Source organism: Streptomyces sp. NPDC047117, assembly GCF_040643545.1.
Taxonomy (GTDB): Bacteria; Actinomycetota; Actinomycetes; order Streptomycetales; family Streptomycetaceae; genus Streptomyces.
In genome coordinates this window covers 239,426-263,970 of the sequence record NZ_JBEYUN010000006.1, presented here as the reverse complement: position 1 = coordinate 263,970, position 24,545 = coordinate 239,426, and the positions used below count along the sequence as shown (strand labels likewise).

Genomic DNA, 24,545 nt, shown 5'->3' with positions numbered 1-24,545 from the left:
CCGACGGTTGCGAACCCGGGGGCTTCCCGCCGTGTCCCGTGTCCCGCCGAGCGGTACGCACAGGGGTCGTTACCTGCCGTTACACCCCAGTGCGGGAGCCCGCCGGGTCCGGTTCACACGCCGGCCGCACATATGTCCGGTGACCACCGGGTGGCCGAGGTCACGGCCGTACGCCCCGGCCTGATGTCCCCGGGCTCCGGTCCGTGCACCGGTGTGCCGTCCGTCGTCGCCATTCACTTCCCCGTACGTACGGTTCGTCCCGCTCGCTCAACGGTTTCCGCGGAGCCTGCGGACCCGTTGCCGGACCGCGCCGCCCGCGGCCCGGCAACGGGAGCTGCCTCTGACCCCAATTCTGCTGTGCCGAAAGCCGTTCGGGGGCCATGACCACGAACTAATTGCCGGACGGGCACGCCTACTTGGCAAGAGGAGTGACTCTTTGCACCGCCTTGGTGGGTTATGCGCCGTGGGTCGTCAAGCAAACGTTCACACTTCTGAGGCGGAGGAGGCGGGTGTGGCGAGTGAGACGGGACGCGAGAGCACCCCGACGACCGCGTCCGCTTCGGGGCCGTCAGGCACTTCAGGGCCGTCGGCTACTTCGGGGCCATCAGCCCGAAGGCCGCGCCCTGATTGTCGACCACCAGGGCGAGGGGGCCGCTGGGCGTCCCCTGGGGCTCGCTGAGGACCTTGCCGCCCTGCCGGACCACCGTCCGCACGGCCGTCTCCATCTCCTCCGCCAGGAAGAAGACGGTGAAGTGCGCGGGCAGCTCGGCCGGCGCCCGCGCGTCCAGCACGATCCGGCAGCCGATCTCGCGCTTCTGCCCCGCGACCCGCCACGGCAGGAACGTCGCGGTGGCCCCCGGGTCGTCGGTCACGCCCTCGAAGCCGAAGACCTCCCCGTAGAAGACGTCCACCGCCTCGGGGGCCCGCGTACTGAGGCCCATCCATACGTAGGAGCCGGGCTCGGCCTGCACCTCGAAGCCCTCGTGCCGGCCGGCCTGCCAGGCGCCGAAGACCGCTCCCCCGGGGTCGACGCCCAGCATCATCGCGCCCAGGTCGCCGACCGGCGTGACACCCGTGATCACCTGGCCGCCCGCCTCCCGGACCCCGGCCACGGTGGCGGCGAGGTCGGAGGACGCGAAGTAGACGCCCCACACGGTGGGCATCCGGCCGTCCCTCTTGGGCATCAGCCCCGCGGCCTTCCGCCCGTCGAGCAGCGCGGTGGCGTAGCTGCCGAAGTCGGGATCGCTGCCCACGAAGGACCAGCCGAACAGCTCACCGTAGAAGCGCTTGCCCGCTTCCAGGTCGGGCAGCATCGCGTCCGCCCAGCAGGGCGCGCCATCCACAAAAGCCGTCATACGGACAAATTAGCCCGGGATCTCCGCGCCCGCCCCCGGATGCGGCCTCCGGCGATACCCCCGGGAGGTTGTCCACCGAGATTGTCCACAGGCTGTTGATAAGACGATTCACTTGTTCAGGCCAAAGCGGCCGGACCGGATTCGCGGCCCCGAAGTCAGGCGGCAGAAGCCTCTTCGGGGCCCGTTGCGCCCCATCCCCATTTGCAGGCAGCCAAATCGCGCTCCGATCACCCCTCGGTAAGCTGACGGCATGACAGGACAAGTTCGAACCGTCGACGGCAGAGTCGCCGGCCGCCGCGGGCAGGCGACCCGGCAGAAGCTGCTCGACTGCCTCAGCGAGATGCTCAGTTCGTCCCCGTACCGGGACGTCAAGGTCATCGACGTCGCACGCAAGGCGGGCACCTCGCCCGCGACGTTCTACCAGTACTTCCCCGATGTCGAGGGTGCCGTCCTCGAGATCGCCGAGGAGATGGCCAAGGAGGGCGCGAACCTGACCGAACTGGTCGCCGGGCGCTCCTGGGTCGGCAAGTCCGGCCGCCAGACGGCCGAGGAACTGGTCGACGGCTTCCTCTCCTTCTGGCGCAAGCACGACGCCATCCTGCGCGTCGTCGATCTCGGCGCGGCGGAGGGCGACAAGCGGTTCTACAAGATCCGCATGAAGATCCTGAACGCCGTCACCAACTCCCTTACGGACTCCATCAAGGAGCTCCAGGCCAAGAACAAGGTGGACAAGGACGTCAGCCCGGCGGCGATGGCCGGCTCGCTGGTCGCCATGCTCGCCGCGGTCGCCGGCCACCAGAAGGGCTTCACCAGCTGGGGCGTCAAGCAGGCCGAGCTCAAGCCGAACCTCGCGCTGCTCGTCCACCTCGGCGTCACGGGCAAGAAGCCCGCCAAGTAACCGGGGCGCGGCGTGCGACCGCCGCCCCCGGTACGAGGCGACGACGGCCTCGGCACGCCGTGCTGCCGACGCGTCCTCGCCGGTCCGCCCTTCGTCCTGCCATATCTGCACACCACATCGGGCACCGCCCGGACTCTCCCGAGAGCCGGACGGTGCCCGATGCGTATCCGCGCGCGGTACCGAGTGCGCAGCCGATCCCGTACCCGGCCGCGGGGACACGTCCGTACGCCGTACGGGGTGCGTAGGCGGCCCGTACGGAATCAGCGCCGGACGGGCGGGAACAGCCGGATCTCGCGCGTCACCCGTGACTGGTAAGCGGCGTACGGCGGCCAGAAGGCCAGCACCGCCCGCCGGGCGGCGTCCCGCCCCGGTCCGGTCAGCGGCACGGCACGGACCGGGATGTCGCGCCCCCGCCAACTGATCCCGGCGTCCGGGTGCTTGAGCCGCGAGCGAGCGGAAGGGCGCGCCTCCGCCGAAAAGGCTGAGGAGGGGGGAGCGAAGCGACCGTGCGACGAAGCCTGTCGTTCTCCCGCCGCCCCCATCAGGCCGGTACCGCCGCTCCCGTACGGCGCTCCGCGAACAGGCCGCACATGGCGGCGGCGTGCGCGCGCAGCCGGTGCGCCGGGCCGAACAGCAGCTCGTCGCCGGCCGCGCGCCGGGCGTACCGCTGCGCCGCGCGCTCTTCAGGGGAGCCCGTACCGCCGTGCAGCTGGACGGCCTCGCCCGCCACGGCACGCAGCGTCTCCAGCGCCTGCGCCGGGGCGAGGCCGCACTCCCCGGGGGCGCCGCGTCCGGCGTCCGCCTCCCAGGCGGCGCAGTACGCCGCCGCGCGCGCGGACCGCACCGCGGCGTACAGGTCGGCGAGCCGGTGCCGCACCGCGGGGTCGCCGGTGCCGGGCCGGACGTGCGCGGCGGCGCTGGCCAGCGCGGCGTCGGCGGCGCCCACGGCCTCGGCGGCCAGCGCGGCGGCCGCCGTCGCCCCCGCGGCGGCCAGCGCGGCGGGCACGGCCGCACCCTCCTCGTCCTCGCCCAGCAACGCGGCGGACACGTCCCGCAGTTCGAGTCGGGCCTGCGGCCGGGTCTCGTCGAGCGCGGCCGACCGGGTCCGCCGCAGTCCCGGTACGCCGGCACGTACGACGAAGAGCAGCGTGCGGCCGCGTGCGTACGCCCCGGCACGCGCGGCCACCAGCAGCACGTCGGCGCCGTACCCGTGGAGCACCTGATCGGCCTCCCCGTAGAGGCGCCATCCGCCGCGGCCGTCGGCCCTGGCCTGGATGCCGCCGGCGCGGCCGCCGCCCGCCCAGTCGCCCGTGTTGGGCCCGGTGAGCGCGAGCGCGGTGGCCGGCCGTGCGCCCGGTACGGCCAGCGTGCCGGTCAGCTCGCCCGCCGCGAGGGCGGGCAGCAGTTCGCTGCGCTGCGCCTCGCTGCCGAGCGCGTGGAGCAGCGGCGCGGCCAGCGCGGCGGTGGGCAGCAGGGGCGAGGGCAGCAGCGCGCGGCCGGCCTCCTCGCAGGCGAGGGCCAGTGCGGTGGCCCCGCGGCCGGCGCCGCCGTACGCGGTCGGCAGCACGAGGCCCGGCAGCCCGAGCCGCCCGGCGAGGGTCCGCCACAGCTCCTCGTCGTGGTCCCGTGGCCCCTCCCCGGCGGCCCCTGGTCCGTCCTGGCCGTGGTGGTTCCGCAGCAGTGCGCGCAGGGCGCTGCGGCGGTCCTCGTCCTGCTCCTCGGTGAACGCGGCATCCATCGGCGGGCTCCTCCCGGCCGTACGGTGACACCCGTCAGACCTGACGGGCCGTCATCGTAGGGAGTGACCGCACACTTTCCCAGCCCCGTGCACCCCCCGGCCCGGCCTCGCGCGCCGAGCCGCCTGCCTCGTGCACCGCCCTCTCCCCCGGCCCCGCACGCCGCCCCCCTGCCTCGTGCAGCGCCCTGCCCGGCCGCCCTTACCTGATGTACCGTCAGATTCATGACTCCAGGGACCGGGACTCCCGCACGTACCCGCAAGGTCGCCGTCGCCGGAGTGGCGCTGGCCGACTGCGGCCGGGTCGACGACGCCACCCCCTACGCCCTGCACGCCCAGGCCGCCCGCCGCGCGCTGGCCGACTCCGGGCTGGACCGCTCGGCCGTCGACGGGTTCGCCTCGGCCGGGCTCGGCACGCTCGCCCCCATCGAGGTCGCGGAGTACCTCGGCCTCCGCCCCACGTGGGTCGACTCGACGTCCGTCGGCGGCGCCACGTGGGAGGTCATGGCCGCGCACGCCGCCGACGCGATCGCCGCCGGGCACGCCGACGCGGTACTGCTGGTCTACGGGTCGACCGCCCGCGCCGACCTCAAGGCGCGGCGCCGCACCGCCGACCTCTCCTTCGGGGCCCGCGGTCCGCTGCAGTTCGAAGCGCCCTACGGCCACACCCTGATCGCCAAGTACGCGATGGCCGCACGCCGGCACATGCACCAGTACGGCACGACGCTGGAACAGCTCGCCGAGGTCGCCGTGCAGGCGCGCGCCAACGCCGCGGCCAACCCGGACGCCATGTACCGGGACCCCCTCACCACCGACGACGTGCTGTCCGGCCCGATGATCGCCGACCCCTTCACCAAGCTGCACTGCTGCATCCGCTCCGACGGCGGCTGCGCCGTCCTGCTCGTGGCCGAGGACCGGGTACCGGACCTGGCCCGGCCGCCGGTGTGGATCCTCGGCTCGGGCACCGCCGTCTCGCACAGCGCGATGTCGGAATGGGACGACTTCACCGTCTCCCCGGCGGCCGTCTCGGGGCGGCTGGCCTTCGAACGGGCGGGCGTCCGGCCGGCGGAGATCGAGGTCGCGCAGATCTACGACGCGTTCACCTACATGACGCTGGTGACGCTGGAGGACCTCGGCTTCTGCCCGAAGGGCGAGGGCGGCGCGTTCGTGGAGAAGGGGCGGCTGCTCCGGGACGGCGCGCTGCCGACGAACACCGACGGCGGCGGGCTGGCCGCCTGCCACCCCGGGATGCGCGGACTGTTCCTGCTGGTGGAAGCCGTACGGCAGCTGCGCGGCGAGGCCGGCGACGGCCGCCAGGTACGGCGGGCCGGCGGGCGTCCGCCACGGCTCGCGGTCGCCTCGGGCACCGGCGGCTGGTTCTGCTCCTCGGGGACGGTGGTGCTCGGGGCCGACTGACGGGTGGTGCGAGGGTCCGGCTCCGGGGCCGCCGGGCCGTGGGCCGGGGTTGCGTTGGAGCACGCTCCAGCTCGTAGCGTCCGGTCCACGACCCGACCCGAGGGGGAGCGATGCGCTACACACTGTTCGGCAGGACCGGTCTCCGGGTGAGCGAACTGAGCCTGGGCACCATGACGTTCGGCGAGGAGTGGGGCTGGGGCGCCACCGAGGACACCATCCGCCGCCTCCTCGACACGTACGCCGACGCGGGCGGCAACTTCCTCGACACCGCGAACAACTACACGGACGGCAGCGCCGAACGTATCGTCGGCGGTCTGCTCGCCGGCCGCCGGGACCGGTTCGTGCTGGCGAGCAAGTACACCTGCGCCACCCGCAAGGGCGATGTCAACGCGGGCGGCAGCCACCGCAAGAACCTCGTCCAGTCGGTCGAGGCGAGCCTGGAGCGGCTGCGGACCGACCGCCTGGACATCCTGTGGGTACACGCGCGCGACAACTTCACGCCCGTCGAGGAGGTCATGCGGGCGCTGGACGACGTCGTGCGGGCCGGCAAGGTCCTGTACGTCGGGGTCTCCGACTGGCCAGCCTGGGAGATCGCGCAGGCCAACACCCTCGCCGAGCTGCGCGGCTGGACCGCCTTCGCCGGTTCGCAGCTGCGCTACAACCTGCTGGAGCGCACGCCGGAGCGCGAACTGCTCCCGCAGGCCCGCGCCTTCGACCTGGCCGTCCTCGCCTGGGCACCGCTGGCCGCCGGCAAGCTCACGGGCAAGTACCGCCGCGGCGAGTCCGGCCGCCTGAACACCCACGACCGGGACAACCGCACCGACCACAACGAGGAAGCGGTCGTCTCCGCGGTCCTGGACATCGCCGAGCAGGGCGGCTGGAGCCCCGCGCAGGTCGCGCTGGCCTGGCTGCGGCAGCGCCCCGGCAACATCATCCCGATCGTCGGCGCCACGAAGGAGAGCCAGCTCCGGGACAACCTCGCCGCGGCCGACGTGCGGCTGGACGCCGACGCGGTGGCCCGGCTGGACGAGGCGAGCGCGGTGCCCCTCGGCTTCCCGCACCAGTTCCTGCGCGAGCCGGGGATCACCGAGACGGTGTACGGCGACCGCTGGGCCGACATCGACGACCGGCGCTCCACCTACCGCCGGACGGCGCACGAGGTCGGCTAGCACCCGGCCCGTACGGTGCGCGAGGACCGCCGGCGTCCGGCCCGTACGGTGCACGAAGTTCGCCGGCGCCCGACCCGTGGTGTCACCCGTCGAGCAGCGCCCGGAGGACCGGGGCGGCGTGCGTCCACAGGAGCGTGCCGCCCGTGTCCGGGATCGCGTGGCGCCGCGCGCCGGGTATCCGGCCGGCGAGCCGGGCGCCGTGGTCCGGCGAGTGGGTGGGCGCGGCGTCCAGCGCGCCGTACCAGAGGTCCACCGGCACCCGGACCACCGCCGGGTCGAACGGCCAGTGGCTCATGGTGAGCAGCGTGTCCCGGGCATACCCGGCCGGGCCCTGGGCAAAGCCCTCGGCCATCGCCTCCTGGAAGGCCGCGGCGAACGCGGGCTGCTCCAGGAGCGCCCGGTCCCGCTCGCCGCTGCCCGCCACGACCAGCTCGTACAGCGTCTTCGGGCTGCCGAACCCGGCGAACGACCGCTCGGCGGCCGCCGGATCCACCGCGGCCCGCTCGATCAGATACCGCACCTCCTCCGGCAGCAGCCGGTCGAAGGCGGGCGCGGCCAGCTCGTCCGTACCGGAGACCACCGCGAGCCGGGTCAGCACGCCCGCCGCCGCGCACGCCAGCGCGAACGGCGCGCCCTGCGAGAAGCCGACGCCGCGCAGCCCGGCGAGCCCGCGCAGCGCCGCGAACTCCCGTACGTCCTCCGCCCAGCCGGTGAGCGTGCGCCCGGGCGACGGGTCGGAAGCGCCCAGCCCCGGGCGGTCCACGGAGATCAGCCGTACGCCCAGCCCGTCCACCGCCTCCGCGCCGAAACCGAGCCGCCGGGAGGTGGCGGCACCGGGACACAGCAGCACCGGCACACCGTCCTCGGGCCCCCACTCCGCCCAGGCCAGCCGTCGTCCGCCGGCGAGCCGGACGGCCCCGAGCCGGGCGGGCGCGGGCACGGCGACGGCCGCCCCGGTCTCGATCGCAGTCATGGCACCACCCTCGGCCGCCGGGACGGGCCGCCGCAACCGAATTGCCGGTGGGGCCACGAGGGACGCGGGCGGCTCCCCGTCGTACGCTGCCCGGCATGACCACCACGGACGAAACCCCCGAGGCCCACGCCTTCCGTGACCTGCTGCGCGGCCTGCGGGTCTGGACCGGCGAGCTGCCGGAGTTCGATCCGGACGCGGCCCCCGAGGCGCCGCTTCCGCTGTTCCGGCAGTGGCTGGGCGAGGCGGCCGCCGCGGGCGTCCCGGAGCCGCACACGATGACGCTGGCCACCGCGGACGCGGCGGGCGACCCGTCCGCCCGGATCGTGATGCTGCACGACGCCGACGCGGACGGCTGGCACTTCGCCTCGCACCGCGGCAGCCGCAAGGGCCGCGAGCTGGCCGCCCGCCCGCGCGCCGCCCTGTGCTTCTACTGGCCGCTCGTCGCGCGCCAGGTACGGGTCACCGGGCAGGTCGTCGCGGGCACCCCCGAGGAGAGCGCGGCCGACCTGCACCGCCGCTCCCCCGGCGCGCTGGCCGCAGCACTCGTGGGGCGGCAGAGCGAGGTCCTGGACTCGTATGCCGAGCTGGAGCGGGCCTCGACGGAGTCCTGGGAACGGGCGCAGCGCGAGCCGGACGCCGACGTGCCCAGCTGGACGGCGTACGTGCTGCGCCCCGAGGAGGTGGAGTTCTTCCAGGGCGACGACCGCCGCCGCCACGTACGGCTGCGCTACCGGCGGTCGGACGACGGGTGGCAGCGGGAACTGCTGTGGCCGTGACGCCGTTGACCGGCCGGGCGGAGCCGGACCGGCCGTGACCCCGCCGGCCGGCGGGCCCCGTCGGGGCAGCGGTGGGCTCAGAAACGCTGGTACATGATGTGCAGCCCGACGTACCCCTTCGTCGGATGCAGGAAGCCCTCCGGCAGGGTCGTCATGATCTCGAAGCCCAGTGACCGCCACAGCGCCACGGCCCCCGTGTTGCTCTCCACGACGGCGTTGAACTGCATCGCGCGGTAGCCCTCGGCGCGGGCCCAGCGGAGCGCGTACTCACCCAGGGCCCGGCCGACGCCCTTGCCGCCGTGCGCCGGGTCGACCATGAAGCTCGCGCCGGCGATGTGGGAGGCCGCGCCCATGTGGTTGGGGTTCATCTTGGCCGACCCCAGGACCGTGCCGTCCTCGTCGACCGCCACGACCGTGCGGCCCGGCGGGGCGAGCATCCACAGCCCGCGGCCCGCCTCCTTGTCGAGGTCGCGCGGGTAGGTGTACGTCTCCCCGGCGGCCACGATCGCGTGGAAGAACGGCCAGACGGCGTCCCAGTCCTCGGTGGTGGCTTCTCTGATCCGCATCCGCCCAGGGTCCCGCCGCCCGGGGCGCGGTGCCACCGAATATCCGCCGGAGCCGCCGGAACCGGCGATCAATGGCCGGGGCCGGCCACCCGGCCGACGGCCGCGGCCACCGGCTACCGGTCCGCCGCCCGGAAGACCGCGACCGCGGGCCCGTCCTCGCCCTCGGTGCGGAAGTGGACCCGCAGCGCCATCCTGATGCGCAGCTCCGCCTCGGGGCAGTCCACGACCTCGGTCATCATCCGCGGCCCTTCGGCGAGGTCCACGACGGCGGCGGTGTACGGCACGCGGCCGCCGAACGGCGGCAGGTCGTTCCGGTGCACCACGGACCAGGTGTAGAGCGTGGCGCGGCCGCTCGCCTCCTCCCAGACCACGTCCTCGCCCCAGCAGCGCGGGCAGAACTCCCGGGGGTAGTGGTGGGCCACGCCGCAGCCGGGGGCCCGGCAGCGGCGGATCAGCAGCCGCCCGTCCGCCGCCGCGTCCCAGTACGGCCGGGTGAAGGCATCGGTCTCGGGCAGGTCGTACCGGGGTGCGGTACCGGTCATCGGAAGAGTCCCATCGCGGCGTCGAGCGACCAGGTCTGCCAGCTCATCGCGCCGAACGCGACGAGCGAGATGAGGGCCATCATCGAGTTCTGCCCCTGCTCGGCCCAGTCGTGGATCATCAGTACGAGGTAGAGCAGGTTGAGCAGCAGCCCGGCGACCAGCGCGACCGGCGTGAGGAAGCCGAGGACGAGCCCGGCCCCGAGCGCGAGTTCGGCGTGGACGACGACGTGTGCCATCACCTTCGGGCGGGGCCGTACGACCACGTCGAAGCCGCGCCGCACGGCGGGCCAGCGGTGCTTCGCCGCCACGTCGGCGGCCCACGCGATGCCCGTACCCCGCTCGAACCAGGCCTTCTTGTCCTTGTGGCGCCAGCTCTCCAGCCACCACAGGCCCAGGCCGATACGGAGCACGGCGAGCCATTCGGGGCCGCCGAGCCAGATCGTCTGCATCGCACCTCCCGCACGTCGACTCCGACCGGCGAACCGTGCCTGACGGTTCGTCAGATCGGGCTGGAGGTGACAGTTCAGCGGAGAGGGGGGAGGTGCGCAAGAGGGGGCGCCACGGGAGATGCGCTCCTGAGTACGGGTTGCGCGAGGCATTCCTGACTGGCCGTCAGTTATGTAACCTGACTGAGCGTCAGATACGTAACGGCGGTCAGACGGGAGCGGCGAAGCGATGCTGGGATCCACTCATGGCACCCTCACCACGCACTCGCGGCCCGCCCGGGTCGTGGCCTGCGACGGCACGACGCCGCGGGCCGTGCACGGGACGGCGGGCCCGGGCGCCGGCCCCGGGGCCGGCACGGGCGTCGGCGGCCGGGGCGGCACCGGCGACCCGGACGTGAGCGGGCGCCCGCTCGCCGCGGCCGTACCGGACCTGGACCGCTTCTTCCGGCCCGAGTCCGTCGCCGTCGTCGGCGCCTCGGACAGCGAGGGGCGGCCGCACACCGGCATCACCCGCCGGCTGGTCGACTGGGCCGAGCGGGTCGGCGCCCGGCTGCACCCGGTCAACCCGGGCCGCGCCGCCGTCTTCGGTCTGCCCTGTCACGCCTCCGTCTCCGACCTGCCGGAGCAGGTCGATCTCGCCGTGCTGCTGGTCGCCGATCCGCTACCGGTCGTCGAGGAACTGGCGGGCAGCGGGGTGAAGTTCGCGGTCGCCTTCGCCTCCGGCTTCGCGGAGACCGGCGCGGACGGCGCGGCCGCCCAGGAACGGCTGGCCGCGGCCGTCGCCCGGTCGGGAATCCGGCTGCTCGGCCCGAACACCAACCTCAACGCGTTCGAGACGTTCCGCGACGACCTGGACGGCCCGGCGATCGCGCTGATCACCCAGTCCGGACACCAGGGCCGCCCCGTCTTCGCCCTCCAGGAACTCGGCATCCGCCTCTCCCACTGGGCCCCCACCGGCAACGAGGCCGACCTGGAGACCGCGGACTTCCTCTCCTACTTCGCCTCCCGTCCCGAGGTCGGCGCCATCGCCGCCTACGTGGAAGGGCTCAAGGACGGCCGCAGCTTCCTGCTCGCCGCCGACCACGCGGCCCGCAACAAGGTGCCGGTCGTCGCCGTGAAGGTCGGCCGCACCGAGACCGGCGCCCGTACCGCCGCCTCGCACACCGGCAAGCTCACCGGCGCCGACGAGGTGGTGGACGCGGCGATGCGGCAGTTCGGCGTGGTCCGCGTGGACGGCCTGGACGAGCTGCAGGACACCGCGGCGCTGCTCGCCAGGGCCAGGCCGCCGGCCGCCGAGGGCGTCGCCGTCTATTCGATATCGGGCGGCACCGGCGCGCACTTCGCCGACCTGGCGACCGCGGCGGGGCTGCGGCTGCCCACGCTCGGCGAGAAGAAGCAGCGGGAGCTGCACCAGTGGATCCCGGACTACCTCGGCGTCGCCAACCCGATCGACAACGGCGGCCACCCGGTCGGTGACCGGCGCGGCCGGAAGATCATCGACGCGATCCTCGCCGACCCGTCCGTCGGCGTGCTGATCTGCCCGATCACCGGCCCCTTCCCGCCGATGAGCGACAAGCTCGCGCAGGACCTGGTGGACGCGGCGGAGCAGACGGACAAGCTGGTGTGCGTGGTCTGGGGCTCGCCCGTCGGCACCGAGGACGCCTACCGGAAGACCCTGCTCGGCTCCTCGCGGGTGGCCACCTTCCGCACCTTCGCGAACTGCATCACGGCCGTCCGCGCCCACCTGGAGCACCACCGCTTCACCGCCTCCTACCGCTCCCCCTTCGAGGACGCGCCGCGCACCCCCTCGCCCTCCGCGCGCAAGGCGCAGGCGCTGCTGCGCCCGGGCGAGCAGCTCAGCGAGCACGCCGGGAAGCAGCTGCTGCGCGCCTACGGCATCCGCGTGCCCCGCGAGCAGCTGGTGACCAGCGCGGCGGGGGCGGTCCGGGCGGCGGCCCAGATCGGCTACCCCGTCGTCATGAAGGCCTCCGGCCCGCGGCTGGCGCACAAGAGCGAGCTGGGGCTGGTGAAGATCGGGCTGACCTCGGCCAGTCAGGTCCGGGACGCCTACCGCGAGCTGACGGACATCGCGCGCTACGACGACCTGCCGCTGGACGGCGTGCTGGTCTGCCAGATGGTCGAGCCGGGGCTGGAGATGGTGGTCGGCGTGACACCCGACCCCCTCTTCGGGCCGACCGTGACCGTCGGGCTGGGCGGGGTGCTCGTCGAGGTCCTGCGGGACACGGCGGTCGCGGTGCCGCCCTTCGGCGAGGATCAGGCGCGCGCGGCGCTCGGCCGGCTGCGGGGCGGCGCGCTGCTGGACGGGGTCAGGGGGGCGGCGCCGGCGGACACCGACGCGCTGGTCGAGGTCATGCTGCGGGTCCAGCGGATGGCGCTGGAGCTGGGCGACGGGCTGGCCGAGCTGGACATCAATCCCCTGGTCGTGCTGCCGAAGGGGCAGGGCGCCGTGGCCCTCGACGCCCTCGCGGTCTGCCACTGAACGCCGCCCGGCCGCAGCCCACGTACGCCACCGTGAACCCGCCCGCGACCGCATCCGAAGCTGGAGCTGCCCGACCATGACGACCTCCCCCGACGGTCCCGGCGGGACCTCCGATCCCTCTGATTCCTCCGATTCCTTGATACTCCGCACCACTGACAACGGCGTGCTGTGGATCACCCTCAACCGGCCGCAGGCGCTGCACGCCGTCACCGCCGACCAGCGGGAACGCATCATCGCGCAACTCGCGGACGCCTCCGCCGACCCGGCCGTGCGCGCCATGGTGCTGACCGCCACCGGCCGGGCGTTCTGCGCGGGCGCCGACCTCCGCGGCCCCAAACCGGACGCCGGTGCCGCACCGGGCGGCTCCGGTGCCGCGGAGCGGGCCGCGGGCGATGTCGCGCGGCTGATCCGGCAGGGTGCCCAGCGTCTGATCGCCGCGGTCATGGACTGCGAGAAGCCGGTGGTCGCGGCGGTGAACGGCACCGCCGCCGGCCTCGGCGCGCATCTGGCGCTCGCCTGCGACCTGGTGCTCGCGGCCGAATCGGCGGTGTTCATCGAGGTGTTCGCGCGCCGGGGGCTGGTGCCGGACGGCGGGGGCGCGTACCTGCTGCCCCGGCTGGTCGGGCCGCAGCGGGCGAAGGAGCTGATGTTCTTCGGCGACGCGGTACCGGCCGCCGAGGCGGAGCGGATCGGCCTGGTCAACAGGGTCGTACCGGACGGCGATCTGGCGAAGACGGCAGGCGCCTGGGCGGACCGGCTGGCGGCGGGCCCGACGCGTGCCCTCGCCCTGACCAAGCAGCTGGTCAACGGCTCGCTGGAGGCCGACCGCGGCGCGGCCTTCGCCGCCGAGGCCGCCGCTCAGGAGATCAACATGACGACGGCGGACGCGCAGGAGGGGGTGGCGGCCTTCGTGGCGCGCCGCCCGCCCGAGTACCGGGGCCGCTGACCCCGCCTTCGTGGTGCGCCGCCGCGACCGTCTCCGCGACGGCGCACCACGGCGCCTCCGTGGCTACGTCTGCTCGCTGGGGCAGAGCGGTACCTGGTGGACGTCGCGGGTGTGGACGGCCGGCAGCCAGCCCTCGGCGCCCTCCACGGACGTCACCCGGTACCAGCGGTTGGCGATCGCGCCGGTCCTGTCCCGCACGAGGCGACCGTCGGTGATGACGCACTCCGTGGCCAGCCGGTCCTTGTTCCAGACCCGGCCCGCCACGTTGCCGGGCGCCGAGTACGCCTGGTGCGGGTCCCGCGCCAGGCGGACCGCGCACCGGTCGGTGCGGGCCTTCTCGCACGTCGGTTCGCTGTTGTAGACGGTGACTTCCAGCCCCGTGCCGGGCCCCGGAGGCGCGGGGCGCTCGCCACTCGTACCCACCATCCGCCACACCCCGAAGGCCAGCGCCAGTGCCGCCACGACGAACAGCATGGTCATCAACTGCGGCCGCCTGCGCAGGTACGACAGGGGGTTGCGCGGGGCTCCCGGGGCGGGCGCGGACTCGGCGATGCGGGTCCACAGCCCGGGAGGTGGCTGGATTTCCTCGTCGGCGGCGCGCAGACGCTCGCGCAATATCGTTTCAGCAGCTCGCCGCCCCCGGCCGTTCCGGTAGCCGGTCCGGTGGTTCCGCTGCCCGCCGTCGGGGCCGCCGCGCGGGCCGCCCACGGAACCGCCGCCGATTCCGCCCCGGCCTCCGCCCGGCCCCGTGGGTCCGCCCCCCGGGTCCACTGGGCCGTTCCCCGGGTCCACGTGCGTGTTGCCCGTGTCGTTCCGCGCCACGTGTGCTCACCTCCCCGCGAGGTCGTAGGGCGAAGCGGCGAGGTACTCCCGTAACCGCTCCAGGGCGCGCCTTCGGTGCCGGACCGCCGTGCACCGCTGCACCTTCATGATCCTGGCGGCCTTCCCGAGGGTGTAGCCGTCCAGGTCGACGAGGATGACCAGGCCGGCCTGGCGGTGCGTGAGCCGGCTCAGCAGCCGTACCGCCTCCAGTTCCGCCTGCCGGCGCTCGCGCCTGCCGTCCCAGCCGGCGCCGGGCAGCTCGCGCATGAGCGCGCCGCTGCCGGGCCCGTCGTCCGGTCCGCCCTCACCGATCAGCGCCTGCCGCCGCTCCCGGCGGTGCGTCTCCCGGGCCACGCTCAGCAGGGCGGTGAAGGCGCGGGCGTACGGCTCGGGGTGGGCCAGGAAGCGGTACGGGCGCGCGGCGAGCTTCAGGTAGGTCTCGTGCACGATGTCCTCCGCCGCCTGCCGGGACCCTGCCAGCAGCACGGCGCGCCGGTAGAGCCGCGGAAGCAGTCCGCTGAAGACGTCGTCGAAGGACGGCGACGGAAAGGGTGACGACGGCATCGCATCGGCCATGAGGTTGGAACTCTCCCGAATCCGATACGGGTCCGGCCGTGAGGGAGATACCCGGCATGATCCGCCGCCAACCGGCCGAATACCGACAATCATTCGGTTCGCCGCTGATCCGCCACCGGGCGCCGCCCGCGCAGCCCGCCCAGACCCGCACGCCCCGGCACTTTCTATCTGACGGGCCGTCAGCTTCAATGGGGAGGGAGGAAGGGAGCGCAGCATGATGGGTCATGCCGGCATGGCGGCCACGGCGGTGCGCTATCTGCGCGCGGTGGGCGCCGCCACCTCGGCCCCCGCGACACCCGGGCCCGACGCCCCGCCCGGCGGCCCGGGAGCGGCCGCCAGGCCCGTTCTGCGGGCCGTGCGCGAGGACGAGCGGGCCCCGGTCGACGGAGCCGAATTCCGGCGCGTGCTCGGCCACTTCGCGAGCGGCGTCACGATCGTCACGGCGCCCGGCGACGCGGCGGCGCCCGCGCCCGCCGGCTTCGCCTGCCAGTCGTTCGCCTCGCTGTCCCTGGATCCGCCGCTGGTGGCCTTCATGGTGGCGCGCACCTCGACAACCTGGCCGCGGATCGCCCGGGCCGGCGTCTTCTGCGTGAACATCCTCGGCGCCGACCAGGGTGCGCTGTGCCGCGCCTTCGCGGTAAGCGGCGCCGACAAGTTCGCCGGGGCCCGGCACACCCCCGCGCCGGTGAGCGGATCGCCGCTGCTGGCGGGCGTACCGGCGTGGATCGACTGCACGGTGCAGGCCGTTCACACCGGCGGCGACCACCTCGTCGTCGTGGGGAGGGTGGACGCGCTCGGCACGGACGACGCCGCGGCCGCCACGGGGCCGCTGCTCTTCCACCGGGGCGGGTTCGGGGAGTTCAGGCCGTTGCGGGACTGACCCGGCGCCGGATCACCAGCGCCATCAGTACGGCCAGGGCGCACAGCGCTCCGGAGGCGTACCAGACCGGGTCGTACGTCCCCAGGGCGTCGCGCGCCAGCCCGCCCACGAAGGCGATGAGCGCCGCGCCCACTTGGTGGGAGGCCAGGACCCACCCGAAGACGATCGCGGCGTCCTCCCCGTAGTGCTCGCGGCAGAGCGCAATCGTGGGCGGCACGGTCGCGACCCAGTCCAGCCCGTAGAAGACGATGAAGAAGAGCATCGGCGGGTGCACGGCGTCCGAGAGCAGCATCGGCAGGAACATCAGGGAGACGCCGCGCAGCCCGTAGTAGGCGGCGAGGAGCCGGCGGCTGTCGAAGCGGTCGGTGAACCAGCCGGAGGCGATCGTCCCGAGGATGTCGAAGACCCCGATGACCGCGAGCAGCGAGGCGGCCAGCGTCATCGGCATGCCGTGGTCGTGGGCCGCGGGCACGAAGTGCGTCTTGACCAGGCCGTTCGTGGTGGCGCCGCAGATCGCGAAGGTGCCGGCGAGCAGCCAGAAGGGGCCGGTGCGCGCGGCGTCGGCGAGCGCCTTCAGCGCACGCCTGGCGGCGCCTCGCCGGGGCTCGGGCCGGGGCACGAACTCGCGTGCGCCGTACGGCGCCAGGCCCACGTCCGCGGGGTGGTCGCGGAGCAGCAGCCAGACCAGCGGTACGACGGCCAGGGCGGTCAGCGTGACCGTGACGGCCGCGGGGCGCCAGCCGTGGCTCTCCACGATCCAGGACAGCAGCGGCAGGAAGACGAGCTGCCCGGAGGCGCCTCCGGCGGTGAGGATGCCGGTGACCAGGCCGCGCCGCGCGACGAACCAGCGGCCGGTGACGGTCGCGGCGAAGGCCAGCGCCATGGAACCGCTGCCCAGGCCGACCAGGACGCCCCAGTAGAGGATCAGTTGCCAGGAGGCGGTCATCCCTACGGTGAGCCCGGCACCGGCCGCGATCACCACGAGCGCGGCGGCGACGACCCGGCGGATGCCGAAGCGGTCCATCAGCGCGGCGGCGAACGGCGCGGTGAGCCCGTACAGGGCGAGGTTGACCGAGACCGCGAACCCGATGGTGCCGCGCGACCACCGGAACTCCTCGTGCAGCGGCTCGATCAGCAGGCCCGGGAGCGAGGCGAAGCCGGCGGCGCCGACGAGGGCGAGGAAGGTGACCGCGGCGACGGACCAGGCGCGGTGCGGCCTGCGCCGCCGGGCGGGTGGTACCGCCGCCGGGGCTTCTCGGAGCTCTGGAGTCTGCGTCACCCGATCAGCTTCCGGCAGCGGCCGGCGCCCGGCGAGTGGCCTGATGGCCACGATCCCTCAGGATCGGGCCATCACCAGGTCAGAACAGCAGCACCCCGCGCGCCACCCGCCCCGCCTCCGCGTCCGCCACCGCCTCGGCGAAGTCCTCCACGGGGTACGTCCGGGTCACCAGCTCGTCCAGCAGCAGCCGCCCCGCCCGGTACAGCGCGGCGTAGCGCGCGATGTCCCGCTGCGGCCGGGAGGAGCCGTACCGGCAGCCCAGGATCGACTTGTCCAGGTACATCGAGGACACCAGGAACGAGGCCTCCGCGTCGGCCGGCGGGACGCCCAGCAGGACCGCCTGGCCGTGCCGGTCGAGCAGGTCGACCGCCTGCCGGATCAGCCGCGTGCTGCCCACGCACTCGAAGGTGTGGTCGGCCCCCGCCGGCAGGACGGCGCGTACCGCCGCGACGGTGTCCGGCTCGGCCGAGGCGTCCACGAAATGCGTCGCGCCGAACTGCCGGGCCGCCGCCTCCTTCGCCGGGTTCGCGTCGACCGCCACGATGGTCGTCGCGCCCGCGATGCGGGCACCCTGCAGGACGTTCAGGCCGATGCCGCCCGCCCCGAGGACCACCACCGACTCGCCGTGGTCCACCCGGGCGCGGTTGAGCACGGCCCCGACCCCGGTCAGTACGCCGCACCCCAGGAGCGCGGCGGAGGCCATCGGGAGGTCATCGGGGATCTTCACCGCCTGGACGGCGCTGACGACCGTGCGTTCGGCGAAGGCGGAGTTCGAGGCGAAGTTGAAGAGCCGGGCGTCACCGCGGCGGAACGGCCTGCCGGGTCTGCCGATCGCCTGCCGGCACATCGTCGGCCGGCCCCGGTCGCACTCCGCGCACGTCCCGCAGTTGGCGAGCGTGGACAGCGCGACATGGTCACCCGGCGCCACATGCGACACCCCGTCCCCCACGGCCTCGACGACCCCGGCGCCCTCGTGGCCCAGCACGACCGGCACCGGGAAGGGGATCGTCCCGTCGACCACCGACACGTCGCTGTGGCACAGCCCCGCCGCACGGATGCCGACCAGCACCTCACCCGGGCCCGGATCGCGCACCTCCAGGTCCGTGACGACCTGCGGCGCCTTCCCGTCGAAGATCACACCGCGCACGAGAGCCGCCTCTCCCCCACCGGGACCGCCCGGCCCCCGCTAGGCATTGGGCCGGTCCCCGGCCGATGCCGCCGCTGCCATCTCCTCCAGGCGTGCCAGCATCGGCATGGGGTCGGTCCCGACCGTCCCCGGGAGGAAGTCGGCGATCTTCTCCGGGGTCCAGGGAGCGTCGGCGTACCCGGCGCGCAGCTCCCGGGGCTGGGCCCAGACCGCGATCTTCGGCCCGGCGACCGTGTACACCTGCCCGGTGATCCGCTCCTCCTTGGCGCGGTCGCTCAACAGGTAGACGACCAGGGCCGCGACGTCCTCGGGTTCGCCGATCTCCGTGAGCTCCATGGGGACGCCGGCGGACATCCGGGTGCGCGCGACGGGCGCCACCGCGTTCGCGCTCACGCCGTACTTGTGCAGACCCAGCGCCGCGCTGCGCACGAGGGAGATGATCCCGCCCTTGGCCGCTGAGTAGTTGGCCTGGGAGACGCTGCCCTGGTGGTTCCCGCTGGTGAAGCCGATGAGGGTGCCGGCCTTCTGGCGGCGCATCACCGCGGCGGCGGCCCGGAAGACGGTGAACGTCCCCTTGAGGTGGGTGGCGAGCACCGGGTCCCACTCCGCCTCGGACATGTTGAAGAGCATCCGTTCGCGCAGGATGCCGGCCACGCACACCACGCCGTCGATGCGTCCGTACCGGGCGAGGGCCGTGTCGACGATGCGCTGCCCGCCGTCCATCGTGGCCACGTCGTCAACGACCGCGACGGCCTCGCCGCCGGCCGCCTCGATCTCCTTCACCACCCCGGTGGCGACGTCGCTGCTGGGTTCGCTGCCGTCCATCGAGACGCCGTAGTCGTTGACGATCACCTTGGCGCCCTCGGCGGCGGCCGCCAGGGCCACCGCCCGCCCGATGCCGCGGCCGGCACCGGTGACGGCCACCACCTTGCCGGTCAAGAAGTTCCCCATGCCGCGCCCCTTCCCGCAGTTTCTGACGGACCGTTAGATTTTTGAGCAGACGCGGTACGAAGACAAGCCCCACGGTCGAATCACCCGAGGAGGGCCCATGCCCCTGCCCCAGGAGTTCCACGACATCGCCGGACGGGTGAACAACTGGGGGCGATGGGGCCCGGACGACGAGCAGGGCACCCTGAACCTGATCACCGCCGACGTGGTGCGCGCCGCCGCCGCGAGCGTCGTCAGCGGCTTGCGCATCCCGCTCGCACTGCCGCTCCAGCAGGACGGCGTGCAGACCGGCGCCATCCCGGGGCGGGTCAACCCGCTGCACACGATGGTCGCGGTCAACCACGAGATGTTCGGCCCCGACACGGTCGCGACCAGCGACGACGTGGTGACCATGGGCCTGCAGGCGGCCACCCACTGGGACGGCCTCACCCATGTCTCGCACTCGGGGCGGCTCTACAACGGCCGCCCGGCCACCGCCGTCACCGCCCACGCGGGCGCCACCGCGCTCGGCATCGAGAAGGTGCCACCGGTCGTGTCCCGCGGGGTGCTGCTGGACGTGGCGCGCGTACGGGACGGTGGCGGCGACCGCCCGCTGGACGGCGCGCACGCCGTCACCCCGGAGGACCTGGCAGCAGCGGAGGAACTGGCCGGCACGACCGTACGCGCGGGCGACGTGGTGCTCGTACGCACCGGGCAGATACGGCGCTACCTGGCGGGCGACAAGCAGGGGTACGCGTTCCCCTCACCGGGGCTGTCGGTCCGCACCCCGGAGTGGTTCCACGCCCGCGACGTCGCCGCGGTCGCCACGGACACCCTCACCTTCGAGATCTTCCCGCCGGAGATCGAGAACCTGTGGATGCCCGTGCACGCGCTGCACCTGGTCGAGATGGGGATGCTGCAGGGCCAGAACTGGAACCTGGAGGAACTGTCGGCGGCCTGCGCGACCGAGGGGCGGCACACGTTCCTGCTCTCGGCGGTGGCCGAGCCGTTCACCGGGGGCGCGGGGGCGCCGGTCGCACCCGTTGCGGTGCTGTAGCGGGCGCCGGGCCGCGGGGCTCCCCGCGGGGCGCCCGGCCGAGGTGGCGGTGCGCTCATGCGCACCCCGAGCGCGGCACCGCGGACCGCCACCCGGCTCCGGGCGCGACCCGCACTCGCCAAGGGGGCGCCTCCCCCGTACCCTCGGCGTCCCCTCACGGCGAATCGCTGACCCCAAGCGTGATCAAGCTGCCACGACACGTCAACACCTGGTCTGGACTTTTTCCGTTACACCCGGTTTGTGACGGCGCACTGCTGCTCGAACGCTCCCATCGCAGCGGGCTCCGCGCCGGTCCCCCTCAGCAGCGAACGGCCGCGGTCCACCTCGCACCAGATGCGCTTGCCGACCCCCTCGGGCTGCCAGCCCCAGCGGTCGGCCAGGCCGTCGACCAGCTCCAGCCCCCGGCCGTTGGTGTCGTCGCCGTCCGCGCGGCGCTGCCGCGGCGGGCGGGCGCTGCCGTCCACCACTTCCAGCCGTACGGTTCCGACGACGGGTCCTGTCCCGGAGAAGCACAGCCGCAGCTCGGCGGGCGAGCCGGCATGCACCACGGCGTTGGTGACGAGCTCGGAGACCAGCAGGATCAGCGTCTCCGCAAGCGGCTCGTCGGCCCCTATGCCGGACCCGGCCAGCCTCGACCGGGCCCACCTGCGGGCCCGACCCACCTCAGCGGGGTCGGGCCGCACTTCCAACTGCACCTGAAGCACCTGCACCGCTCACACCATCCGAACCGGCGGAAACATCGCCTCGCGCCTCCACGGGATCACGGTGCGTGACCCCGGCGAAGCACAGCATGGTTGACGTTCAGTCACCCCAACAAGCGCTTCAGGCATATTCCAGCGGAAGGGAGTATGCGTGCTGCATACTGTGCGACGCGCAGTGCGGGGAGTCGAACGCGGGGGTTTCGCGGGCCCCCGCCCGGTGCCAGCGGCACGCATCCCGCGCCCCGAAGGTGCCTCACAGGCAACGCCGGGCCGGTTGCGCCTCAGAACCACTCGCACCCGAGCGAGCGTACCCGAGCGTCATGCCGACTCCCCCGCGTAACGAGTCACGCGAAGGACACAACCCGATATCGACGCTGTGTGACCGCTCATGCGTGCGGAGTCCGACATTCCTCCCAACATCGGTCACAGAGCGATATGCCCGTCGGCCAGCGCCCCGGCCAGCAGCTCCGCCCCGTCCGCCGCCGTCTGCCACGCCTCCGCGCGGAGCCATGCGCGCTTCAGTGCGAGATGTACGTCCGCCTCCCAGGTGAATCCCGTCCCGCCGTGCACCTGGAGACAGTCCCGGGCATTGCCCGTGGCGGCCTCGTCGGCGAGCAGCTTCGCGCCCGCCACCTCGGCCGGGCCCCCGGTGACGGATGCCGCATAGACGGCACTCCGGGCGATCTCCACCCGTACCAGCATCTCCGCGCACAGGTGCTTGACCGCCTGGAAGGAGCCGATCGGCGCCCCGAACTGCTCCCGCTGCCCCGCGTACGCCACCGCCGCCTCCAGTGCGCGTACGGCGCCGCCCAGCTGCTGCGCGGCGGTCAGCAGCGCGGCGTCGCGGCGGAGCCGGGGGACGTCCACCGCGTACGGCACACCGGGCGGGCGGCCGAGGACCCGGGCGAGGGGCGTGAGCGGGTCGACCGAGCGCACCGCCGCGGTCCGCAGCTCCCCGGCCGCGTACCGGTGGGCGGCGTCGGCGCCCACCACGATCACCTCGTCGCAGTCGGCCGGATACTCCCACAGCACCGGCGCCGCCGTCGCGTCGCACAGCCCCGCGATCCGCTCGCCGGCCGCTGCCCCGTCCACGGCGCCCGCCAGCAGCACCCCCGCCACCAGCGGTCCCGGCAGCAGCGCCCGCCCGGCCTCCTCCATGACCAGTACCGCTTCCTGCGGCCCGAGCCCGGCGCCGCCCGCCGCCTCGGGCAGCAGCAGCGAGAAGAAGCCCGCGCCGGCCAGCTCGCGCCACAGGCCGCGGTCCAGCACGGGCCCGGCGCCGCCCGCCTCGTACGCGTCGACCGCCGCCCGCAGCCGCTCCGGGGGGAACCGCCCGGCCAGCAGCTCCCGCACGCCCGCGCGCAGCGCCCGTTGATCGTCGGAGAGGTGGAAGTCCACGGTCAGCGTCCCTTCGGGAGGCCGAGGATGCGCTCGGCGACGATGTTCCGCTGGATCTGCGAGGTGCCGGCCGCGATCGTGTACGAGAGGGACGAGAGCCGGTCGGCGACCCACTCCTGGTCCGCGTCGAGCGCCCCGGCGCCCAGCACCTCGGCGGCCGCGTCGTACAGCTCCTGGCGCGCGTGCGAGAACCGCAGCTTGAAGACGGAGCCGCCGGTGCCGGGCACACCTCCGCCGCCGCCCCGGCCCCCCGGTTTCGCCCGGCCGCCGCCGGTGGCCCGCACGGCCTCGCTGACGTTCCACTGCGTGAGCCGCCACAGCGCGGCGAACTCCGCCGCCAGCCGCCCCAGCCTGCGCCGCAGCACCGCGTCGTCCCAGCGGCCGTTCTCGCGCGCCTTACGGGCCAGCGCGGCCAGCACCCGACGGCAGGCCACCACCTCGCCCACGAAGGCGGTGCCGCGCTCGAAGGAGAGGGTCACCATCGTCACCCGCCAGCCGTCGTTCTCGGCCCCCACCCGGTTGGCGACCGGCACCCGCACCTCGTCGAGGAAGACCTCCGCGAACTCCGCCGACCCGGCGAGCGTGCGCAGCGGGCGCACGGTGATGCCGGGCGCGTCCATGGGCATCGCGAGCCAGCTGATGCCGCGGTGCCGGGGCGCTTCGGGGTCGGTGCGGACCAGCAACTCGCACCAGTCGGCGACCTCGGCGTGCGAGGTCCAGATCTTGCTGCCGCTGACCACGTAGGAGTCGCCGTCCCGCACCGCCTTCGTGCGCAGCGCGGCCAGGTCGGACCCGGCCTCCGGCTCGCTGAAGCCCTGGCACCAGATCTCCTCGCCGCGCAGGATCGGCGGCAGCCAGCGGGCGCGCTGCTCCGCCGTGCCCTCGGCGGCGAGGGTGGGCCCGGCATGCAGCAGACCGACGAAGTTCGCCCCCACGTACGGCGCGCCCGCGCGTTCGGTCTCCTCCAGGAAGATCAGGTGCTGGGTGGGCGTCGCGCCCCGCCCGCCGGCGTCGGCGGGCCAGTGCAGCCCCGCGTACCCGGCGTCGTACAGCATCCGCTGCCAGGCCGTGTCGTAGGCGCGGCGGCCGGGCCAGTCGGTCGCCGCGGGCTTCGGGGGCAGCTTCGGCAGCACCTCGGACAGCCACTCCCGCAGCCGGGCCCGGAAGTCCTCCTCCTCGGCCGTGTACGTGAGGTCCATCAGCGGGCCCGGTCGAGGTCCAGGTCCAGGTCCAGCATCCGGATGGCGTTCCCCCGCATCAGCTTGTACGTGGTCTCGTCGTCCAGCCCCTTCACGTGGTCGAGCGCGACCTCCTTCGTGTGCGGGAAGGTCGAGTCCACGTGCGGGTAGTCCGTCTCGAACGTCGCGTTGTCCCGGCCGACCGCGTCCAGCGAGGCGACGCCGTGCTTGTCGCGGAAGAAGCAGCAGAAGATCTGCCGGTAGTAGTAGGTGGAGGGCGGTTCGGGGATCAGGTCGCGCACTCCGCCCCAGGCCCGGTGCTCCTCCCACACGTCGTCGGCCCGTTCCAGCGCGTACGGGATCCAGCCCATCTGGCCCTCGCTGTAGGCGAGCTTCAGCCGGGGGAACCTCACCAGGACGCCACTGAAGAGGAAGTCCATCATCGAGGCCATCGCGTTGTTGAAGGACAGCGAGGCCTGGACGGCGGGCGGCGCGTCGGGCGAGGCGGCGGGCATCTGGGAGCTGGACCCGATGTGCATGTTGACGACCGTGCCGGTCTCCTCGCAGACGGCGAAGAAGGGGTCCCAGTAGCCGCTGTGGATGGACGGCAGGCCGAGGTGGGTGGGGATCTCGCTGAAGGTCACGGCCCGTACCCCGCGCGCGGCGTTGCGGCGGATCTCGGCGACGGCCAGGTCGATGTCCCAGAGCGGGATGATGCACAGCGGGATCAGCCGGCCACCGCTGTCGCCGCACCACTCCTCGACCATCCAGTCGTTGTACGCCCGCACGCAGGCCAGCGCGACCTCCTTGTCGTGCGCCTCCGCGAAGGTCTGACCGCAGAAGCGGGGGAAGGTCGGGAAGCAGAGGGACGCCTCGACGTGGTTGAGGTCCATGTCCTTCAGCCGCTCGGCCGGGTCCCAGCAGCCGGGGCGCATCTCGGCGCGGGTGATGCCCTCCAGGGTCATGTCGTCGCGGTCGAAGCCGACGGCGGCGATGTTGCGCTTGTACGGGAACTTCAGGTCCTCGTAGATCCACCAGTCGGTGGGCGGCCCCTCGGGGTCCATGGTGATGACGTACTTGCCGCCCACGTACTCCAGCTCGCCGATGCCCGCGGTCAGCGGCCTGGGCCCGCGGTCCCGGTACTTCTTCGGCAGCCAGGTCCCGAAGAGGTGCGCGGGTTCGATGACGTGGTCGTCGACGCTGATGATGCGCGGTAGCTCCATCGCAGTCCCCTGTCCTTTTCTGATGGACCGTCAGA

Annotated in this window: 23 protein-coding genes and 1 pseudogene; 8 read left to right on the top strand and 16 right to left on the bottom strand. The window is 73.8% G+C overall.

What is annotated here, in order from left to right; genetic code table 11:
• Positions 1-590: 590 nt before the first annotated feature.
• Positions 591-1,355 carry a VOC family protein gene (locus ABZ840_RS14145; RefSeq protein WP_361558418.1) on the bottom strand — a complete coding sequence of 255 codons (765 nt, stop codon included), beginning with the start codon at positions 1,353-1,355 and terminating at the stop codon, positions 591-593.
• A gap of 250 nt (positions 1,356-1,605) precedes the next feature.
• Between ABZ840_RS14145 and ABZ840_RS14140 the strand changes: the two genes are divergently transcribed.
• The gene (locus ABZ840_RS14140) at positions 1,606-2,253 is read left to right on the top strand and encodes a TetR family transcriptional regulator (RefSeq protein WP_361558415.1); all 648 of its coding nucleotides are present in this window, start codon (positions 1,606-1,608) and stop codon (positions 2,251-2,253) included.
• 260 nt (positions 2,254-2,513) lie between these two features.
• Here the strand turns inward: ABZ840_RS14140 and ABZ840_RS14135 are convergent.
• Positions 2,514-2,702: pseudogene (locus ABZ840_RS14135) on the bottom strand (nitroreductase/quinone reductase family protein); the annotation flags it as partial.
• Positions 2,703-2,794: 92 nt separating this feature from the next.
• A complete protein-coding gene (locus tag ABZ840_RS14130) occupies positions 2,795-3,991 on the bottom strand; it encodes an acyl-CoA dehydrogenase family protein (RefSeq protein ID WP_361558412.1) in 1,197 nt (398 codons plus the stop codon).
• Positions 3,992-4,213: 222 nt separating this feature from the next.
• On the opposite strand from ABZ840_RS14130, the gene ABZ840_RS14125 reads away from it, so the two are divergent.
• A complete protein-coding gene (locus tag ABZ840_RS14125) occupies positions 4,214-5,404 on the top strand; it encodes an acetyl-CoA acetyltransferase (protein WP_361558409.1) in 1,191 nt (396 codons plus the stop codon).
• 110 nt (positions 5,405-5,514) lie between these two features.
• The gene (locus ABZ840_RS14120; RefSeq protein ID WP_361558406.1) at positions 5,515-6,573 is read left to right on the top strand and encodes an aldo/keto reductase; all 1,059 of its coding nucleotides are present in this window, start codon (positions 5,515-5,517) and stop codon (positions 6,571-6,573) included.
• An 82-nt stretch (positions 6,574-6,655) separates the two neighbouring features.
• Here the strand turns inward: ABZ840_RS14120 and ABZ840_RS14115 are convergent, their stop codons facing one another.
• Positions 6,656-7,546, bottom strand: coding sequence for an alpha/beta hydrolase (locus tag ABZ840_RS14115; RefSeq protein WP_361558403.1), 891 nt, complete (start codon positions 7,544-7,546; stop codon positions 6,656-6,658).
• A gap of 95 nt (positions 7,547-7,641) precedes the next feature.
• Between ABZ840_RS14115 and ABZ840_RS14110 the strand changes: the two genes are divergently transcribed.
• A complete protein-coding gene (locus ABZ840_RS14110) occupies positions 7,642-8,322 on the top strand; it encodes a pyridoxal 5'-phosphate synthase (RefSeq protein WP_361558400.1) in 681 nt (226 codons plus the stop codon).
• Between the two features lie 77 nt (positions 8,323-8,399).
• Here the strand turns inward: ABZ840_RS14110 and ABZ840_RS14105 are convergent, their stop codons facing one another.
• The 3 genes from ABZ840_RS14105 to ABZ840_RS14095 form a co-directional block, all read right to left on the bottom strand.
• Positions 8,400-8,888, bottom strand: a complete 489-nt coding sequence (locus ABZ840_RS14105; RefSeq protein WP_361558397.1) for a GNAT family N-acetyltransferase — start codon at positions 8,886-8,888, stop codon at positions 8,400-8,402.
• A gap of 113 nt (positions 8,889-9,001) precedes the next feature.
• Complete coding sequence (locus tag ABZ840_RS14100) at positions 9,002-9,430, bottom strand: OB-fold domain-containing protein (protein WP_361558394.1); 429 nt, start codon at positions 9,428-9,430, stop codon at positions 9,002-9,004.
• A complete protein-coding gene (locus ABZ840_RS14095) occupies positions 9,427-9,879 on the bottom strand; it encodes a DoxX family protein (RefSeq protein WP_361558391.1) in 453 nt (150 codons plus the stop codon). Before ABZ840_RS14095 ends, ABZ840_RS14100 begins: the two co-directional genes overlap by 4 nt.
• A gap of 226 nt (positions 9,880-10,105) precedes the next feature.
• On the opposite strand from ABZ840_RS14095, the gene ABZ840_RS14090 reads away from it, so the two are divergent.
• Both ABZ840_RS14090 and ABZ840_RS14085 read left to right on the top strand, forming a co-directional pair.
• Positions 10,106-12,376 carry an acetate--CoA ligase family protein gene (locus ABZ840_RS14090; RefSeq protein ID WP_361558388.1) on the top strand — a complete coding sequence of 757 codons (2,271 nt, stop codon included), beginning with the start codon at positions 10,106-10,108 and terminating at the stop codon, positions 12,374-12,376.
• Positions 12,377-12,452: 76 nt separating this feature from the next.
• On the top strand, positions 12,453-13,322 hold the full coding sequence (locus ABZ840_RS14085; protein WP_361558385.1) for an enoyl-CoA hydratase-related protein: 870 nt from the start codon (positions 12,453-12,455) through the stop codon (positions 13,320-13,322).
• Positions 13,323-13,385: 63 nt separating this feature from the next.
• On the opposite strand, the gene ABZ840_RS14080 is transcribed toward ABZ840_RS14085, so the two are convergent.
• Both ABZ840_RS14080 and ABZ840_RS14075 read right to left on the bottom strand, forming a co-directional pair.
• On the bottom strand, positions 13,386-13,937 hold the full coding sequence (locus tag ABZ840_RS14080) for a hypothetical protein (protein WP_361558382.1): 552 nt from the start codon (positions 13,935-13,937) through the stop codon (positions 13,386-13,388).
• A 213-nt stretch (positions 13,938-14,150) separates the two neighbouring features.
• On the bottom strand, positions 14,151-14,708 hold the full coding sequence (locus ABZ840_RS14075; protein ID WP_361558379.1) for an RNA polymerase sigma factor: 558 nt from the start codon (positions 14,706-14,708) through the stop codon (positions 14,151-14,153).
• 229 nt (positions 14,709-14,937) lie between these two features.
• On the opposite strand from ABZ840_RS14075, the gene ABZ840_RS14070 reads away from it, so the two are divergent.
• Positions 14,938-15,600 (top strand): flavin reductase family protein, encoded by a 663-nt coding sequence (locus tag ABZ840_RS14070; protein WP_361558820.1) that lies wholly within the window; start codon positions 14,938-14,940, stop codon positions 15,598-15,600.
• Here ABZ840_RS14070 and ABZ840_RS14065 read toward each other — a convergent pair.
• The 3 genes from ABZ840_RS14065 to ABZ840_RS14055 all read right to left on the bottom strand — a co-directional run bounded on the left by ABZ840_RS14065 (position 15,581) and on the right by ABZ840_RS14055 (position 18,977).
• On the bottom strand, positions 15,581-16,879 hold the full coding sequence (locus ABZ840_RS14065) for an MFS transporter (RefSeq protein WP_361558376.1): 1,299 nt from the start codon (positions 16,877-16,879) through the stop codon (positions 15,581-15,583). The two genes, ABZ840_RS14070 and ABZ840_RS14065, sit on opposite strands and share 20 nt — an antisense overlap.
• A gap of 79 nt (positions 16,880-16,958) precedes the next feature.
• A complete protein-coding gene (locus ABZ840_RS14060; protein WP_361558373.1) occupies positions 16,959-18,026 on the bottom strand; it encodes a Zn-dependent alcohol dehydrogenase in 1,068 nt (355 codons plus the stop codon).
• Positions 18,027-18,065: 39 nt separating this feature from the next.
• On the bottom strand, positions 18,066-18,977 hold the full coding sequence (locus tag ABZ840_RS14055; protein ID WP_361558370.1) for an SDR family oxidoreductase: 912 nt from the start codon (positions 18,975-18,977) through the stop codon (positions 18,066-18,068).
• Between the two features lie 97 nt (positions 18,978-19,074).
• On the opposite strand from ABZ840_RS14055, the gene ABZ840_RS14050 reads away from it, so the two are divergent.
• Positions 19,075-20,010: a cyclase family protein gene (locus ABZ840_RS14050; protein ID WP_361558367.1), complete on the top strand. Its 936-nt coding sequence runs from the start codon at positions 19,075-19,077 to the stop codon at positions 20,008-20,010.
• A 227-nt stretch (positions 20,011-20,237) separates the two neighbouring features.
• Here the strand turns inward: ABZ840_RS14050 and ABZ840_RS14045 are convergent, their stop codons facing one another.
• The 4 genes from ABZ840_RS14045 to ABZ840_RS14030 all read right to left on the bottom strand — a co-directional run bounded on the left by ABZ840_RS14045 (position 20,238) and on the right by ABZ840_RS14030 (position 24,510).
• Entirely contained in the window at positions 20,238-20,720 is a 483-nt protein-coding gene (locus ABZ840_RS14045; RefSeq protein ID WP_361558364.1) for an ATP-binding protein, read from the bottom strand.
• 414 nt (positions 20,721-21,134) lie between these two features.
• Positions 21,135-22,109 (bottom strand): acyl-CoA dehydrogenase family protein, encoded by a 975-nt coding sequence (locus ABZ840_RS14040; RefSeq protein WP_361558361.1) that lies wholly within the window; start codon positions 22,107-22,109, stop codon positions 21,135-21,137.
• A 2-nt stretch (positions 22,110-22,111) separates the two neighbouring features.
• Positions 22,112-23,308 (bottom strand): acyl-CoA dehydrogenase family protein, encoded by a 1,197-nt coding sequence (locus ABZ840_RS14035; protein WP_361558358.1) that lies wholly within the window; start codon positions 23,306-23,308, stop codon positions 22,112-22,114.
• Entirely contained in the window at positions 23,308-24,510 is a 1,203-nt protein-coding gene (locus ABZ840_RS14030; protein ID WP_361558355.1) for an amidohydrolase family protein, read from the bottom strand. Before ABZ840_RS14030 ends, ABZ840_RS14035 begins: the two co-directional genes overlap by 1 nt.
• Positions 24,511-24,545 lie beyond the last annotated feature (35 nt).